At 67.3% G+C, this 15810-nt stretch carries 15 protein-coding genes; 12 read left to right on the forward strand and 3 right to left on the reverse strand.

Features of this window, described 5'->3' with window-relative positions:
* Positions 1 to 119: 119 nt before the first annotated feature.
* Positions 120 to 983: a DeoR/GlpR family DNA-binding transcription regulator gene (locus AC0Z35_RS09405; RefSeq protein ID WP_485131827.1), complete on the forward strand. Its 864-nt coding sequence runs from the start codon at positions 120 to 122 to the stop codon at positions 981 to 983.
* Between the two features lie 91 nt (positions 984 to 1074).
* A complete protein-coding gene (locus AC0Z35_RS09410) occupies positions 1075 to 2670 on the forward strand; it encodes a glycerol-3-phosphate dehydrogenase/oxidase (protein WP_120155363.1) in 1596 nt (531 codons plus the stop codon).
* A 75-nt stretch (positions 2671 to 2745) separates the two neighbouring features.
* Here the strand turns inward: AC0Z35_RS09410 and AC0Z35_RS09415 are convergent, their stop codons facing one another.
* The 3 genes from AC0Z35_RS09415 to AC0Z35_RS09425 form a co-directional block, all read right to left on the reverse strand.
* Positions 2746 to 3342 (reverse strand): HD-GYP domain-containing protein, encoded by a 597-nt coding sequence (locus AC0Z35_RS09415; RefSeq protein ID WP_120155361.1) that lies wholly within the window; start codon positions 3340 to 3342, stop codon positions 2746 to 2748.
* Between the two features lie 165 nt (positions 3343 to 3507).
* Positions 3508 to 4188, reverse strand: a complete 681-nt coding sequence (locus AC0Z35_RS09420; protein WP_046805030.1) for a type 1 glutamine amidotransferase domain-containing protein — start codon at positions 4186 to 4188, stop codon at positions 3508 to 3510.
* A 24-nt stretch (positions 4189 to 4212) separates the two neighbouring features.
* A complete protein-coding gene (locus AC0Z35_RS09425) occupies positions 4213 to 5250 on the reverse strand; it encodes an NADP-dependent oxidoreductase (RefSeq protein WP_046805031.1) in 1038 nt (345 codons plus the stop codon).
* Positions 5251 to 5416: 166 nt separating this feature from the next.
* Between AC0Z35_RS09425 and AC0Z35_RS09430 the strand changes: the two genes are divergently transcribed.
* The 10 genes from AC0Z35_RS09430 (at position 5417) to AC0Z35_RS09475 (ending at position 15767) form a co-directional block, all read left to right on the forward strand.
* Positions 5417 to 6214, forward strand: a complete 798-nt coding sequence (locus AC0Z35_RS09430) for a TetR/AcrR family transcriptional regulator (RefSeq protein ID WP_485131828.1) — start codon at positions 5417 to 5419, stop codon at positions 6212 to 6214.
* A gap of 2 nt (positions 6215 to 6216) precedes the next feature.
* On the forward strand, positions 6217 to 7197 hold the full coding sequence (locus tag AC0Z35_RS09435; RefSeq protein WP_485131829.1) for an HlyD family secretion protein: 981 nt from the start codon (positions 6217 to 6219) through the stop codon (positions 7195 to 7197).
* The gene (locus AC0Z35_RS09440; RefSeq protein ID WP_240434097.1) at positions 7194 to 8189 is read left to right on the forward strand and encodes an ABC transporter ATP-binding protein; all 996 of its coding nucleotides are present in this window, start codon (positions 7194 to 7196) and stop codon (positions 8187 to 8189) included. Before AC0Z35_RS09435 ends, AC0Z35_RS09440 begins: the two co-directional genes overlap by 4 nt.
* A complete protein-coding gene (locus AC0Z35_RS09445) occupies positions 8186 to 9331 on the forward strand; it encodes an ABC transporter permease (RefSeq protein ID WP_104143866.1) in 1146 nt (381 codons plus the stop codon). The genes AC0Z35_RS09440 and AC0Z35_RS09445 overlap by 4 nt, the downstream gene beginning before the upstream one ends.
* Positions 9332 to 9361: 30 nt before the next feature.
* Entirely contained in the window at positions 9362 to 10831 is a 1470-nt protein-coding gene (locus AC0Z35_RS09450; protein ID WP_411266421.1) for an efflux transporter outer membrane subunit, read from the forward strand.
* A gap of 283 nt (positions 10832 to 11114) precedes the next feature.
* Complete coding sequence (locus AC0Z35_RS09455) at positions 11115 to 11852, forward strand: response regulator transcription factor (RefSeq protein ID WP_143215612.1); 738 nt, start codon at positions 11115 to 11117, stop codon at positions 11850 to 11852.
* Between the two features lie 88 nt (positions 11853 to 11940).
* Positions 11941 to 12423 (forward strand): YbaK/prolyl-tRNA synthetase associated domain-containing protein, encoded by a 483-nt coding sequence (locus tag AC0Z35_RS09460; protein ID WP_046807890.1) that lies wholly within the window; start codon positions 11941 to 11943, stop codon positions 12421 to 12423.
* Between the two features lie 20 nt (positions 12424 to 12443).
* On the forward strand, positions 12444 to 14426 hold the full coding sequence (locus AC0Z35_RS09465; protein ID WP_485131830.1) for an FUSC family protein: 1983 nt from the start codon (positions 12444 to 12446) through the stop codon (positions 14424 to 14426).
* Between the two features lie 3 nt (positions 14427 to 14429).
* Entirely contained in the window at positions 14430 to 15200 is a 771-nt protein-coding gene (locus AC0Z35_RS09470; RefSeq protein WP_485131831.1) for an NRDE family protein, read from the forward strand.
* Positions 15201 to 15332: 132 nt separating this feature from the next.
* Positions 15333 to 15767 carry a carboxypeptidase-like regulatory domain-containing protein gene (locus AC0Z35_RS09475; protein ID WP_120155357.1) on the forward strand — a complete coding sequence of 145 codons (435 nt, stop codon included), beginning with the start codon at positions 15333 to 15335 and terminating at the stop codon, positions 15765 to 15767.
* Positions 15768 to 15810 lie beyond the last annotated feature (43 nt).

The raw sequence follows: 15810 nt of genomic DNA on the forward strand, positions 1-15810 counted from the left end.
GCAATGAGCATACTCTTTCAGACGGCTTTCGTTTTTTGTGCGTTTTACTCAAGAAGCGAACAAAAAACAATCTTGCACTGCGGCATTATTTTTCGCTTTTGTTGTTTTATCATGCGAACATGACACTGAATCCACGACAAAGCGCCTTGGTCGAAATGGTGCGAGCCCAAGGCTCGGCCACGATCGAAGAGCTTGCCAAACGTTTTGACGTCACGCTGCAAACCGTGCGGCGAGACGTGAACATCCTTTCCGAAGCCGGCATGCTGTCGCGCTTTCATGGCGGCGTGCGCATCGAAGCGTCGACCATCGAGAACATTGCCTACCGCAAGCGCCAGGGGCTGCACGCCGCCGGCAAGCAGCGTATTGCCGAAGCGGTGGCGCGCGCCGTGCCGGACGGCTGTTCGCTGATCCTGAATATCGGCACCACCACCGAGGCCATCGCGCGCGCCCTGCTGCGCCATCGCGGCCTGCGCGTCATTACCAACAACCTGCACGTGGCGGACATCCTGTCGGACAACCCCGACTGCGAAGTCATCGTGGCCGGCGGCGTGGTGCGGTCGCGCGACCGTGGCATCGTGGGCGAAGCCACCATGGACTTCATCCGCCAGTTCAAGGTCGATATCGGCCTGATCGGCATTTCGGGCATCGAAGCCGACGGCACGCTGCGCGATTACGACTTCCGCGAGGTGCGCGTCGCCCGGACCATCATCGAGCAATCGCGGGAAGTGTGGCTGGCGGCCGACAGCAGCAAGTTCAAGCGCCAGGCGATGGTAGAACTGGCGCACATTTCGCAGATCGACCGCTTCTTTACCGACGCGCATCCGCAAGAACCGCTGGCCCAGGTACTGCTGGATTCGGGCGTGCGCTGCGAAGTGGCGGCGGCACCTCATGCAGCCAACGCGGCCGGCGCGCCCGACACTTCCAGCACCTCCATCGCGGCCGGCGCGCAAGACTCCACGAACACCTCGGCACCCAACGCTTGAAAAAACGCGCGGGACCCGGGCTCATCCCCCGCCACCCGCGCTTCGCACGAAACCACCCTGCTTTTACCTGGCGGCCCGGCCGCGACAACTTATGAACCAACCCTTAGCCAACGTCACTCCGCCCGATCGCAACCGCCTGCTGTCCACCTTGGACAACACGCCGTCCTGGGACGTCATCGTCATCGGCGGCGGCGCCACGGGCCTGGGCACCGCCGTGGACGCGGCATCGCGCGGTTACCGCACGTTGCTGATCGAAGGCGCGGACTTTGCCAAGGGCACGTCCAGCAAGGCAACCAAGCTGGTGCACGGCGGCGTGCGCTACCTGGCGCAGGGCAACGTCAGCCTGGTGCGAGAAGCGCTGCACGAACGCGGCCTTTTGAACCGCAACGCGCCGCATCTGGTGTGGCCGCTGGGCTTTGTGGTGCCCGCCTACAACCTGTTCGACCAGCCCTTCTACGGCATCGGCCTGAAGATGTACGACATGCTGGCGGGCAAGCTGAACCTGGCGCCCAGCCGCTGGTTGTCGCGCCGTGACACCCTGGCGAACGCGCCGACGCTGGCTGAAAAGGTCAACGGGCGCGGGCTGAAGGGCGGCGTGCTGTATTACGACGGCCAGTTCGATGACGCGCGCCTGGCGATGAGCCTGATGCGCACGCTGTTCGACCTGGGCGGCACGGCGGTCAACTACGTGCGCGCCACCGGCCTGACCACCTCCCACGGCAAGGTCGACGGCGTGACCGCGCAGGACGTGATCGGCGGCGCCAGCTTTTCGCTGCGCGCGCGCTGCGTGATCAACGCCACCGGCGTGTGGGTGGATGCGGTGCGCCGCATGGAAGACAAGAACGCGGCCACGATGGTGGCGCCCAGCCAGGGCGTGCACCTGACGTTGCCGCGCGAATTCCTGCCGGGCAATCGCGCCATCCTGATCCCCAAGACCGACGACGGCCGCGTGCTGTTCGTGGTGCCATGGAACGGCCACACCATCGTGGGCACCACCGACACGCCGCGTGGCGACCTGCCGCTGGACCCGCAAGCCGGTGCGCAGGACGTGGACTTCATCCTGAACACGGCGGCGCGCTACCTCAGCCGCAAACCCACACGCGATGACGTCACCAGCGTGTGGGCGGGCTTGCGTCCGCTGGTCAAGGCCACCGGCGAGGCCGCCACCAAGCAGCTGTCGCGCGAGCACACCATCCTGGTGTCCAACGCCGGCTTGGTGACGGTGACGGGCGGCAAGTGGACCACCTACCGCCGCATGGCGCAGGACGTGGTGGACACCGCGATCCAGCATCAGTTGCTGACGCAGGCGTCGTGCCGCACCGAGTCCTTGCCGTTGCATGGCGCGTCCGGGCTGGCGCCGTCGCAGGAACACGCGGGCACGCCGGACAGCTATTACGGCAGCGATCTGGCCACGTTGAAGGCCCTGCCGGGTGCCGAGCGCATGCTGGTCAAGGCCAGCGGGCTGTCCGAGGCGCATGTGCGCTTTGCGGCGCGTTTTGAATTGGCGCGCAGCGCCGAAGACGTGCTGGCGCGTCGCAACCGCGCGCTGTTCCTGGACGCGGAAGCCGCGATGCTGGCCGCCCCCGAAGTGGCCCGCATCCTGGCCGAAGAACTGGGCCACGACGCGGCCTGGCAACAACGCACGTTGCAGGAACTGGCGGTCGTTGCCGCGACGTATCGCCTGTAGAACGGGTGGCCGGCCGGGGCGCAAAACCACGCCCCGCCCGCCCTTGCGCCAACTTTGCGCCGCCTTGACGCAGCTTTACGGCACTTTCAGCCGGCTGTGCTGAATCATGGTTTCGAATACACGCAGCAGGTCGGGGTCGCATTTTGCGCCGGCCTCGCGATGCAGGATGGCCATGATTTCAGCGTGCGAGCGCGCCGGATGATAAGGGCGTGTATCCCCCAGCGCATCGTAGGAATCCGCCAGCGAAATGATGCGCGACAACATCGGAATCGCGTGGTGCGCCAGCCCCGCGGGATACCCGGACCCATCAAAATGTTCGTGATGGTGGCGTACGGCCTGCGCGATGAGCTCGCGCTGCGGGATATCGCTGTGCATGAGGATGTCGGCGCCCACCGTGGCGTGCGCTTTCATGATGTCCCAATCGTCTTTTTCCAATCGGTGCGGGGCGTACAGCACGCGGTCGGGGGTGCCGATCTTGCCCACGTCGTGCAGGCGCGCGGCAACCGCCACCGCCCGCTGCTCGTCTTGCGTCAAACCACACGCCTGGGCCAACGCCACGCTTAGGGCAACCACGCGGTCGCAGTGCCGGCCGGTGGCCGGGTCTCGCGCCTGCATGGCCGCGAACAATGCGGCCTCGCAGGAACCTGAATCTAGGGGTACGTCTGGGGGCATCAAGGAAGGCGCGGCACCGGGTTGGGACGCCGCATTTGTATCGGAAAGTCGCAATTCTGACACAATGTGCCCCGCCCCTGACCAAGCAGCCGATGGGCGTGCAAGCGGCGCAGATCAAAGCTTTGGCCAGGAGCGGCCCCGGCCCGCGCCGCTTACCGGACGATTTCAGCGCTTGAGCCGCTCCAGCAGGGCCTCGGCGACCGCCACCGACGACGCCGGATTCTGCCCCGTGACCAGCAAGCCATCGCAAATCACGTACGGCTGCCAGTCCGGGCCACGGCTGTACACGCCGCCCAGACGCGTGAGCTCGTCTTCGACCAAAAACGGCACCACGTCGGTCAATTGCACCGCCGCTTCCTCGCTATTGGTAAAGCCCGTGACCTGACGCCCCTGCACCAGCGGCTTGCCGTCGGCCGTCTTGGCATGGCGCAGCACGCCGGGCGCATGGCACACCGCCGATACCGGCTTGCCCGCCGCCAGCATGGTTTCGATCAAGGCAACGGACTTGGTGTCTTCCGCCAGATCCCACAGCGGGCCGTGGCCGCCGGGATAGAACACTGCGTCGTAATCCGCGGCCTGCATGTCGGCCAGCCGCTGCGTGTTGGCCAGCACGCGCTGGGCTTCGGCGTCCTGGCGGAAGCGGCGCGTGGCGTCGGTCTGGGCGTCGGGGTCGTCGCTCTTGGGGTCCAGCGGCGGCTGGCCGCCCTTGGGCGAGGCCAGCGTCACTTCCGCGCCCGCGTCCAAAAACGCGTAATAAGGCGCGGCAAACTCTTCCAGCCAGAAGCCCGTCTTGCGGCCGGTGTTGCCCAGCGTGTCGTGGGATGTCAGCACGATCAGAATTTTCATGTTGCGCTCCGTTTGATTGCGCGCTTATTCGTCCGGGCCGACGCGCACGATGCGCTTGCCCGCGTTTTCGCCCTTGAGCAGGCCGATCAGGCCGCGCGGCGCGTTCTCCAGCCCGTCGACCACGTCTTCGCGGTACTTGATGCGGCCTTGCGCGATCAGGCCTTCCATGGCCTCGCGGAATTCGCCATAGCGATGCGCGTATTCGTTGAAGATGATGAAGCCCTGCACCTTCAGGCGCTTGGTCAGGATGGTGCGCATCAACAGCGCCAGGCGGTCGGGGCCGTCGGGCAGGCTGGTGGCGTTGTAGGCCGAGATCAAGCCGCAGACCGGCACGCGCGCGCGTGGGTTCAACAGCGGCAGCACGGCATCGAACACCGCGCCGCCCACGTTTTCGAAATAGACGTCGATGCCTTGCGGCACGGCACGCGCCAGTCGGCCGGCCAGGTCGGGTGCCTTGTGGTCCAGGCAGTCGTCAAAGCCGAGTTCGTCCACCACGTAGCGGCATTTGTCCGCGCCGCCGGCAATGCCCACGACCTTGCAGCCGTGGATTTTGGCGATCTGCCCCACCACCGCGCCCACCGCGCCGCTGGCCGCGGCCACCACCACGGTTTCGCCCGCCTTGGGTTGGCCAATGTCCAGAAGGCCCATGTAGCCGGTGAAGCCGGGCATGCCGAGCACCCCCAACGAATACGACGGATGCTGCGGCTTGGCGCCCAGGCGCAGCAGGCCCGTGCCGTCGGACACCGCGTAGTCCTGCCAACCGGACTGCGCCAGCACCCATTCGCCGGCCTTGAATTCGGGGTGGTTGGACGCCTGCACGCGGCAGACCGTGCCGCCCACCATGGGCTGGCCGATCTGGACGGGTTCGGCGTAGGAAGGCGCGTCGCTCATGCGGCCGCGCATATAGGGGTCAAGCGACAAGTAGACCGTGCGCAGCAAGACCTGGCCGGGGCCGGGTTGCGGCACGTCGCCTGTTTCCAGGCGGAAATCGTTGTCGGTGGGTTCGCCGTGCGGGCGCGCGGCAAGCACGATGCGGCGGTTGATTGACGAGGATTGCGTCATTGAAGTCCAGCCTCCTGGGGAAGCCGCCCAAGGTCTTGCAGGCAATGCCCGGGGCAGCAAGATGGGGAACCGAGCCATTACACCATCGATGTCGGCCGACCTGCTTCGTAACCCTGATGCTCGCCCCCCCTTTTAATTAATTAAAAGATTAATTAAACTGCGCGACATGAACAAATCGCTGTCCACGTCTGCCCCCTCCCCCGTTGACGCGCCGCGCGCGCGCCGCCCCGGCCGCCCGGCGCGACCCGATGCCGCCGCCATGCGCGAACAATTGCTGGACATCGCCACGGGCCTGTTCGCGGCCCAGGGCGTGGCCGCCACCACCATCGCGCACATCGCCCAGCGCGCGGCCGTCACGCCGGCCATGCTGCATTACTACTTCAAAAGCCGCGACCAATTGATCGACGCCGTGGTGCTTGAGCGCGTCGTGCCGGTGATCGGTTTTGTGTGGTCGCCCGTCCCGCTGGCGTCGGATGCCAAAGGCGGCGGCGCCGATAGTGGCGACGACGGCAAGTCTACGAAGCCGGCGCCTGCCGCAAGCGCCGACCCGGCCGCTGCCGCGCGCGGCTACCTGGTGGAAATCGTGAAGCGCATCGTGCAAAGCGCCACCGACCGGCCCTGGCTGCCCGCGCTGTGGATCCATGAAGTGGTCAACGAAGGCGGTCAACTGCGAGAACGCGTACTGCCTCATGTCCCCACCGAACGCCTGGCCGCTTTCGCCGCCGTGATCGGTCAGGCGCAGCAACGCGGCGCCATCACGCCGGGTGTCGAGCCGCGCCTGGTGTTTTTGTCCATCCTGGGCCTGACGCTGTTGCCTCTTGCCACGTCGAACCTGTGGCGCCGCCTGTGGCAGGGCAACCCGCCCATGCAGGCCATTGATACCGACGCGATCGCGGACCACGCCATCGCCATGCTGACCGGCGGTCTGTTCTCGCCGCCCGCCCAACCCGCCGACGCGACCTGACCATGCCCACCCTGCGCCCCCGCCCTGCCCTTTTTCGTATCGCTTTCGCCCTGCCGACGCTGGCGCTCGCGCTGCTGGCCGGCTGCGGCCAGGACGCCACGCCGTTCTACCAAGGCTATGTGGAAGGCGACTACGTTTATGTGGCGTCGTCCGAAGCGGGCCGCCTGGACGCGCTGACCGTCAAGCGCGGGCAACAGGTGGACGCCAACGCGCCGCTGTTCGTGCTGGAGGCCACGCGCGAACGCGCCGCCCGCGACCAGGCCAGCGCGCAGCTTGCCGCCGCCATCGCGCAACTGGAAGACATCGGTACGGGCAAGCGCCCGGCGGAAATCGATGTCAGCCGCGCGCAGCTGGCGCAGGCCGAGGCCGCCAGCCGGCGATCCGCCGCACAACTGCAACGCGATAACGCCCAGTTTCGCGTCGGCGGCATCGCCCGTGCGCAATTGGATGACAGCCGCGAACAAGCGCAGTCGGACGCCGCCCGCGTGCGCGAATTGCGCGCGCAGCTGGAAGTGGCCAACCTGCCGGGGCGCGAGGATCAGCGCGTGGCCCAGGCGGCCACGGTTGAAGCGGCCCGCGCCACGTTGGCCCAGGCCGACTGGACGCTTGCTCAAAAACAACTGGCCGCGCCGGCGGCCGGCCGCGTGTTCGACACGATGTACCGCGTGGGCGAATGGGTGCCGGCGGGCAGCCCCGTGGTCAGCCTGCTGCCGCCCGGCAACATCAAGGTGCGCTTCTTCGTACCCGAAACCGTGGTCGGCTCGTTAAAAGCGGGCCAACAAGCCAGCCTGCGCTGCGACGGTTGCGGCGATCCGATACCCGTGCATATCGACTACGTGTCGGACCAGGCCGAATACACGCCGCCCGTCATCTACAGCCGCGAAAACCGCAGCAAGCTGGTGTACATGGTGGAAGCGCGCCCGACGCCCGACGCGGCGGCGCGGCTGCATCCCGGCCAGCCGGTCGAGGCCACGCTGCAATGACCGCGCCCCCCAACCACCCCGCTGATCACCCCGCCGACCTTCAGCCGGCCGCGCCCGATTCCGGCAAGGCCGTGATCGACGTGCGAGGCTTGAACAAACGCTTTGGCAACAAGCACGTCGTCAACGACGTATCGCTGCGCGTGCAGGAAGGCGAGATCTTCGGCTTCCTGGGCCCCAATGGCAGCGGCAAGACCACCTGCATCCGCTTGATGTGCGGCCTGCTGACGCCGGATTCCGGCAGCGGCACCTGCCTGGGCTACGACATTGTGAAAGACAGCGCGCAGATCAAGCGCCATGTCGGCTACATGACGCAGAAGTTCTCGTACTGGGACGATCTGACGATCCGCGAAAACCTGGATTTTGTGGCGCGCATGTACGACATGCCGCAACGCCGCCAGACCGTGGACCGCGCGCTGGAAGACCTGGGCCTGCACAGCCGCGCCAACCAGCTGACCGGATCGTTGTCGGGCGGCTGGAAGCAGCGGATGGCGCTGGCCGCCTGCCTGCTGCACGAACCGCGCCTGCTGTTGCTGGACGAACCGACGGCGGGCGTGGACCCCACCGCGCGGCGCGACTTCTGGGAACAGCTGCACGAATTGGCGGCGCGCGGCATCTCGGTGCTGGTCAGCACGCACTACATGGACGAGGCCGAACGCTGCCACAAGCTGGCCTATATCTCGTACGGCAAGCTGCTGACGCAAGGCACCGCCGAGCAGGTGATTGCCGAGCAGCGGCTGTCCACCTGGGCCATCCATGGCCACAACCTGGTGCCGCTGGGCCAACGCCTGCGCAGCGCGCCGGGCGTGGACCAGACGGTGGCGTTCGGGTCGGCGCTGCACGTCAGCGGCCAGAACGCCGAGTTGCTGGAACGCACCTTGCGGGACGCGATACGCGGCCAGGGCCTGCGTCTGGAACGCATCGACACCAGCCTGGAAGACGTGTTCATCTTTTTGATGAACCGGTCCACTGACAACTTCGCGAGCCCCGCATGATGCGCCATCTGCAAGGCTTTTCGTGGGCGCGCTGGTGGAGCATGGTGCTGAAGGAATTCTTGCAGCTGCGCCGCGACCGCATCACCTTCGGCATGATCGTGGGCCTGCCCATCATGCAGTTGGCGCTGTTCGGCTACGCCATCAACACCGACCCCAAGCAGATGCCCACGGCCGTCATCACGGCCGACCACAGCCCGTTCACGCGCAGCTTCATCGCGGCGATGAAATCGTCGGACTACTTCCACATCACCGAAGAACTGCGCGACGAAGAAGCTGGCCGCGCCGCGCTGGCGCAGGGCCGCGTGCTGTTCGTGGTGACCATACCGCCGGATTTTTCACGCAGCCTGCTGCGCGGCGAACGGCCGGCGCTGCTGATCGAAGCCGACGCCACCGACCCCATGGCCACCGGCATGGCGATTGGCGCGGCCACGCAGCTGACGCAAGCCGTGGCGCAAAAGGACCTGACCGGCCCGCTGGCCAAGCTGGCGGGCGGGCAACCCCCTTTCGACGTGCGCGTGCACCGGCTTTACAACGAAGAGCAGATCTCGCAATACAACACCGTGCCCGGGCTGATGGGTGTGATCCTGACGATGACGTTGGTGATGATGACGGGCCTGGCCATGACGCGCGAACGCGAGCGCGGCACCATGGAAAACCTGCTGTCGATGCCGGTGCGCCCGCTTGAGGTCATGACCGGCAAGATCGTGCCGTACATCGCCATCGGGCTGATCCAGGCCACGATCATCCTGCTGGCCGCGCACTTCGTTTTCCATGTGCCGATCCTGGGCAGCCTGCTGTCGGTGTATCTTGCGGCGCTGCTGTTCGTGGCGGCCAACCTGACGGTGGGCATCACGCTGTCGTCGCTGGCGCAGAACCAGTTGCAGGCCATGCAGCTGACCATGTTTTATTTTCTGCCCAACATGCTGCTGTCCGGATTCATGTTCCCGTTTCAGGGCATGCCCATGTGGGCGCAGTACCTGGGCAACCTGCTGCCGCTGACGCACTTCAACCGGCTGATCCGCGGCATCCTGCTCAAGGGCAACGGCTGGTGGGATCTGTGGCCCAGCATCTGGCCGCTGATGCTGTTCACCGCGGTCGTGATGACCGCCGCCGTGAAGTTCTACCGCCGCACTCTGGATTGACGCGCCATGCCACGTTTTCCCCGTCCCTTTATGATTTTTCGTTTGCGTGCGGTGGTGCTGGCGATGCCGCCGGCGGCGATCAGCCTGTTGGCCTTGACCACCACCGGCTGCACCGTCGGGCCTGATTTCACTTCACCGAACCCGCCCGCCGTGGCTTCCTACACGGCCGATGACAACGCGCAACGCGCCACTAGCGCACAACGCCTGCAACCCGGCGCGGACATTCCCGCGCAATGGTGGCGGCTGTTCCGTTCGGACGCGCTGGACCAGTTGGTGCGTCAGGCGCTTGAAGCCAGCCCCACGCTGGCCCAGGCGCGCGCCACGCTGCGGCAGGCTACCGAAGAGCTGGACGCCGAAACCGGCGGCAGGCTGCTGCCGTCGGCCGATGCCAACCTGTCCGCCACGCGGCAAAAGGTCGACCCATCGGCGTTCGGCGTGCCGGTGACGCAGCCGCCTGCGCCCTTCACGCTGTACAACGCGTCAATCGACGTGTCCTACACGCTGGACGTCTTTGGCGGCAACCGGCGCGCGCTGGAAGGCCTGGCGGCGCAGGTGAATTACCAGGCCCACGAATTGCAAGCCGCGCGCATGTCGCTGGCGGCCAACGTAGTAACCGCCGCCATCCGCCAGGCTGACCTGTCCGAGCGCCTGGCCGCCACCCGCGACCTGCTGGACGCCCAGCAGCGCCAGCAGGACATCATGCGGCAACGCGTGGCGCTGGGCGGCGTGGCCGAGGCCGATTTGCGCAACCAGGAAGTGCTGGTGGCGCAAACCCGCGCCACGCTGCCACCGCTGGAAAAGCAGCTGTCGCAGACCACGCATCAGCTGGCCGTGTACCTGGGCCAGCCGCCCGCCGCGCTGCGTACGCCGCCCCTGCGCCTGGCGGAACTGACCTTGCCGCCCGACATTCCCACCGGCGTGCCCTCCGCACTGACGCGCCAGCGGCCGGACATTCTTGCCGCCGAGGCGCTGTGGCACAAGGCGTCGGCGGACGTGGGCGTGGCCACCGCCAACCAGTATCCGCAGTTCACACTCACCGCCAGTTTCGGTTCCCAGCGCACGCGCGCGGGCGATCTATCGGACGGCGTGAATGTATGGAGCCTTGGGCTGGGGCTGGTGCAACCGCTGTTTCGCGGCGGCGAACTGCGCGCGCGCAAGCGTGCGGCCGAAGCGGGTTACGAAGCGGCGGCTGCCGCCTACCGCCAAACGGTGCTGGACGGGTTCCGCCAGGTAGCCGACGCGCTGCGCGCCGTGCAGACCGACGCGGACGCGTTCAACGCCTACGACGACGCCTGGCGTCGCGCGGACGACGCGCTGCGCATTGCGCAAGGCCGCTTTCAGGCGGGCGGCATCAGCCACCAAAGCCTGCTGGATAGTCAACGCCAACTGCTGCAAACCCGCATCGCGCGCAGCGAAGCCGATGCGGCACGCTACGCCGACACGGCGGCGCTGTTGCAGGCGCTGGGCGGCGGCTGGTGGAACGAGCCACAAAACCCGTAGAGCGGTTTTAACGCGGCCGCAGGGCCCTTTTATGCACCGTTCGGGTGCGGTTTCGGGCCGTTTTAACACCTGTTGTTCAACCCCATGTCAGCGGGCGGGGCGCGCCAATACGCCCTGGCGCGCGATTCAAACATTGTTTGCTCCACACCGGGGCGCGCGCCGTGTTGCTGCCGGGCAATCATGTCTGAGAATTCGGGTACGAAAGTGGCGTTGAGCGGGGTTAGGAAACCCTTGTTTTCGTAGCATCATGCATGCGCTGAAGCTGCAAAGATCACTACGATTCATGAACGACCTACTAGACCTGATCGTCTTCTCACCCGATCCCGACCAACGCGCGCGCCGCAGCGACGAACTGGCCGACATGGGTTTCTCGCCCCGCCGGTGCGAGGATTCCAACGGCCTGTTTCGCCTGTTTCAGGCGCGCCGCACGCCGTTGCTGGTGATGGAAGCCGAGCTGACCGATCTTTGCATGGCGGTTGCGGGCCTGCGCGCCATGGACACCACCGCCGGCATCATCGCGGTGTCCAGCTTCGATTCGCCCGAAAACCGCATCCTGGGCCTGCACTGCGGCGCCGACGCGTGTTTTCAGCACGACGTGGCCACCGCCGAGATCGCCGCCGCGCTGCAAGCCCTGGTGCGGCGCGTGCCCGCCACCGGCCGCCGCCCCATGGCGGCCGAGGCCGAACCCCGCTTCGCTGCCACGCCCGCGGCGCCCGCCGCGCCCGAACCTCCCGGCAAGTGGCAGTTTCTGGACGCCGCCTGGACGTTGGTCAGCCCGCAAGGCACGCGCTTGTCGCTGACCTTGGCCGAACGCGAATTCCTGCTCAGGTTGACGACGTCGGCCGACAAGCGGTTGCCGCGTGGCGACGCGTCCGGCTCGGACGCCCAGGCGGGCCGTGAATCGGTGCGCCGCACCGACGTGGTGGTCAGCCGCTTGCGGCGCAAGGCGCAGGACGTGAACGTAGAGCTGCCGATTCGCACCGTGTGGGGCTGGGGCTACGCCTTCACCGGCGAAATCTGACCCCGGCGCGGGCGTATCATGCGACTGCGGGGCGGGTGCGCCAAGCCCGGGCCCGCCGTCCATCCCCACCCCCTTTGCCGCCATCGATATGGAAGTCTTTGAACGCCTGCAAGCCCTGCTGGCCCAGCACCAGGCCCGCCATCGCCTGATCCACCACCCCGCCGCCGGCCGCTCGGTCGAAGTGGCCGCCATCCGTGGCACCGAAGTCAGCCAGGGCGCCAAGGCGCTGGTCTGCCGGGTGAAGATCTCGTCAAACCTGCGCAAGAACGTCCTGGCCGTGTTTCCGGCCGACAAACAGGCCGACCTGGACGCCATCGCGCGCGCGGCGGGCGGCAAGAAAGCATCGCTGGCCTCGCAGGAACTGGCCCGCGAACTGACCGGCTGCGAAATCGGCGCCATCCCGCCCTTCTCGTTCAACCCCGACCTGCACCTGCTGGTGGACCCCAGCCTGCGCAGCCGCCACGACGAAATCGTGTTCAACGCAGGGCGCCTGGACGCATCCATCCTGCTGAACACGGAAGACTACTTCCGGCTGGCGGCGCCCGACGTCGCGCCGCTGATCAAGCCCTGACGCCCCGCCATGAGGCCACCGTGTCACGCCCCCTGACCCGCCACGGCGCGCGCGGCGCCAACATGCGCTGGCTGATGAGCCTGGCGCACATGGAGCCTTCGCCCGTCAGCCGCTGGGTGGCGCTGCGCGCGGCGCTGGCCATCGGCCTGCCCTGCGCCGTGGGGCTGGCACTGGGCCAAGGCGCGGCCGCTGCGCTGGTGGCGCTGGGCGCGCTGCCGGCCATCACGGGCGACAACGGCGGCCCGTATCGCAACCGCGCCTTGTCCATCGGCTGCACCGTGCTGGGCGGCGCGCTGGGTTACCTGCTGGGCAACCTGGTAGCCGGCCACGGGCTGTGGACATCGGCCGCCATGACGGTGCTGGTGCTGATTGCCAGCCTGGTCGGCACCTTCAACAACATCGCGGCGGTGGCCACGCTGCAATTCGCGGTGTACGTCATCGTCGGCTCCAGCCTGACGTCCACCCTGCCGCCGTGGCTGCCGTCCGTGCTGGTCGGCACGGGCGGGCTGTTCGGCCTGGGGTTGACGCTGGTGGGCTGGGTCATCAACCCGATCGCTCCGGAACGCGCCGCCGTCGCGCTGGCCTACCGCAAGCTGGCCGCCTTGTTTTCCGCCATTGGCACGTCGCGCACGATGATCGCGCGGCGCGACATGGAAGCGGCCATGACCACCGCCTACGACACCGTGTTGGCGGCACGCGGGCGCGCCGCCGGCCCATCGCCGCGCCTGGCCCGGCTGGCGGCCCAATTGCAAGCCTGCACCCCGCTGACCAATGCCGCCCTGGCGCTGGCGCGTGCGGGGCGCCCGCTGCCGCCCACCTGCGCGCGCGTGATGAACCACCTGGCCGACCGTGTCGAAAATGACCGCGAGCCCGCCCCGGATGACGACATCGCCGCCTTGCGCCAGGCCGGCATGCCGCAGCTGGCGGATGCCCTGGCCCAGGCGCTGCCCCTGATGCAAGGGGTCAAGCCGGCCGACGTGGACCCGCTGGATGGCTTGACGCCCGCGCCGCCGCGCACGCCGTGGCGCGTGCTGGCCCGCACCTATCGCCCCGGCCCGACGACCGTGCGTTACCTGGTCCGGCTGGGCCTGTGCCTGATCGCGGCGGAAGCCGTGGCGCTGGCCGCATCGCTGCCGCGTTCGTACTGGGTGCCGCTGATCGTCGTGGTGATCTTCAAGCCGAACTTTGGCTCGGTATTTGCGCGCGCGCTGCAAAGCTGTGGCGGCAGCGTGGTGGGCGTGGCCATCAGCGCCACCGTGCTGGCCGTGGACCAGAACGGCGTCGCCAGCCTGTTGACGGTGGCGGTGCTGGCGTCGCTGCTGCCGTGGTCCATCCGGCGCAACTACGGCCTGTTTTCCGCCATTCTGGTGCCGATTCTGATGCTGTTGATCGGGGCCTTGCAGCCAGGCTCGTGGGCCATCGCGCTGGCCCGGCTGATCGACGTGGGCGTGGCCGCCGGCATCGTGTTGCTGGTGGGCTACCTGCCCTGGATACGCATCGAACGCAACAACCTGGACCACGCGGTTTCCGCCGCGATGGACACACTGGCCGCCTACGTCAACACCGTGTTCCAGGCGGACGCCGCCAACCGCCATGCGTTGCGCGCGCGGGCCTACGCCAGCTTGTCGGACCTGCGCATTGCCTTGCAACGGGGCTTGTCCGAGCCCCGCCTGGTCAGCCGCCGGGCGCTGGCGTGGTGGCCGGTTGAGGTCGCATTGGAACGCGTGGCCAACGCGGTGTCCGACACCGCCTGGTCGCTGCCGCCCGGCCAGCCCGCGCCCACTGCCGCCCAGGTCGGGCTGCTTGCGCAGGCCTTGCATGCGCTAAGCGTGGCGGTGGCCAACGGCACGCCGCCGCCGGACGCTGCCATCACCGCGCCAACGCCCGCCCTGGCCGACGTGGCCGCCGAGATCGAGAACCTGCGCGCCGCGCTGACTGGTCCGGAATTTGCTGCAACAACGCCGGGCGTGCGCCCACCCCACCCAACTTCCCACCAGGTTTGAACCATGTGTCTTGCCGTATTGGCCCTGCACGCCTTGTCGGGCATTCCCGTTTTGATCGCCGCCAATCGCGACGAATTCCACGCGCGGCCCACGCATCCGATAGCGCAATGGGCTGATGCGCCCACCGTCTACGCGGGCCGCGACGGCTTGGCGGGCGGCACCTGGATGGGCGTGACCACGCGCGGCCGCTTCGCACTGGTGACCAACTATCGCGAACCGGGCAAACACCTGAACCCGGCCCCGTCGCGCGGAGCGCTGGTTGAAGACTATCTGCGTGGCGACGAGCCGCCCGATGTTTACCTGGCCCGCACGCATGAATCGGACCAGGCGTACAACGGCTTCAACCTGATCGTGGGCGACACACGCCAGGCCTGGTACCTGAGCAACCGCGACGGCCCGCCGCGCGCGCTTGACCCCGGCATCTACGCCTTGTCGAACCATTTGCTGGATACGCCCTGGCCCAAGCTCGCCCGGACCAAGACGGCGTTTACCGATGTGCTGGGCCGCTCGCCGCAACCCGATCTGCCGGCCTTGTTCGACGCGCTGGCCGACCGCCAGACCGCCACGGACGACGACATGCCCGCCACCGGCCTGCCGCCCGACCGCGAAAGGCTGTTGAGCAGCCCGTTCATCGTCAGCCCCGACTACGGAACGCGCAGTTCCAGCGTGCTGGTTCTGTTCGACGGGGGCTCGGGTCAGCTGGACGAACGCCGCTTTTCACCTGACGGCACGCTTAGCGGCGAAAGCCGCCTGGCGTTCGACTGGAAAGCCTAAGCGCGCGGGGATATGCTGGCCGGGCTTGCCGGCCGCGCGGCGGAAACAATCGGTTGATCTTGCAGACGCACCGCTGCGAACTCCTTGCCGGCGCCCAGGTCGAAACGTACTCGTCCACTTCAGGAGAATCAGATGAACAAACGCATTGAACGCTGCACCATGTCGGCCATGATGGCGCTGGGCAGCATGGCGATTGCGGGCGTGTTGTCGACGGCGCAGGCTGCGCTGCCGGCGGTCCAACACCAGGGCTCGGTGCAGTACATCAGCGGCGGTATCGGCATTGATGAATCGGAAGCCATGAAGGCCGCCGCCAAGGATTACCCGCTGTCGCTGACTTTCGCGGCGCAGCGCGAGGGCAAGGCCGACTACGTGGCCAGCGTGGCCGTGGTCATCCGCGATGCGCAAGGCAAGGAAGTCTTGAAGACCACGGCCGAAGGCCCGTACATGCTGATCAAGCTACCCGCGGGCACCTACAAGGTCTCGGCAACGTACGAAGGCCGCGCGCAAGAGCGCGAAGTGAACGTGCAAGGCGCGGGCAGCGGGCGCGCGGTATTTGAATGGAAGTGATGGTCTGGAAGTGATGGTCTGGAAGCGACGGTCTGGAAGTGAA

This window comes from Achromobacter sp. 1L-A-4-B-C2, assembly GCF_057291955.1.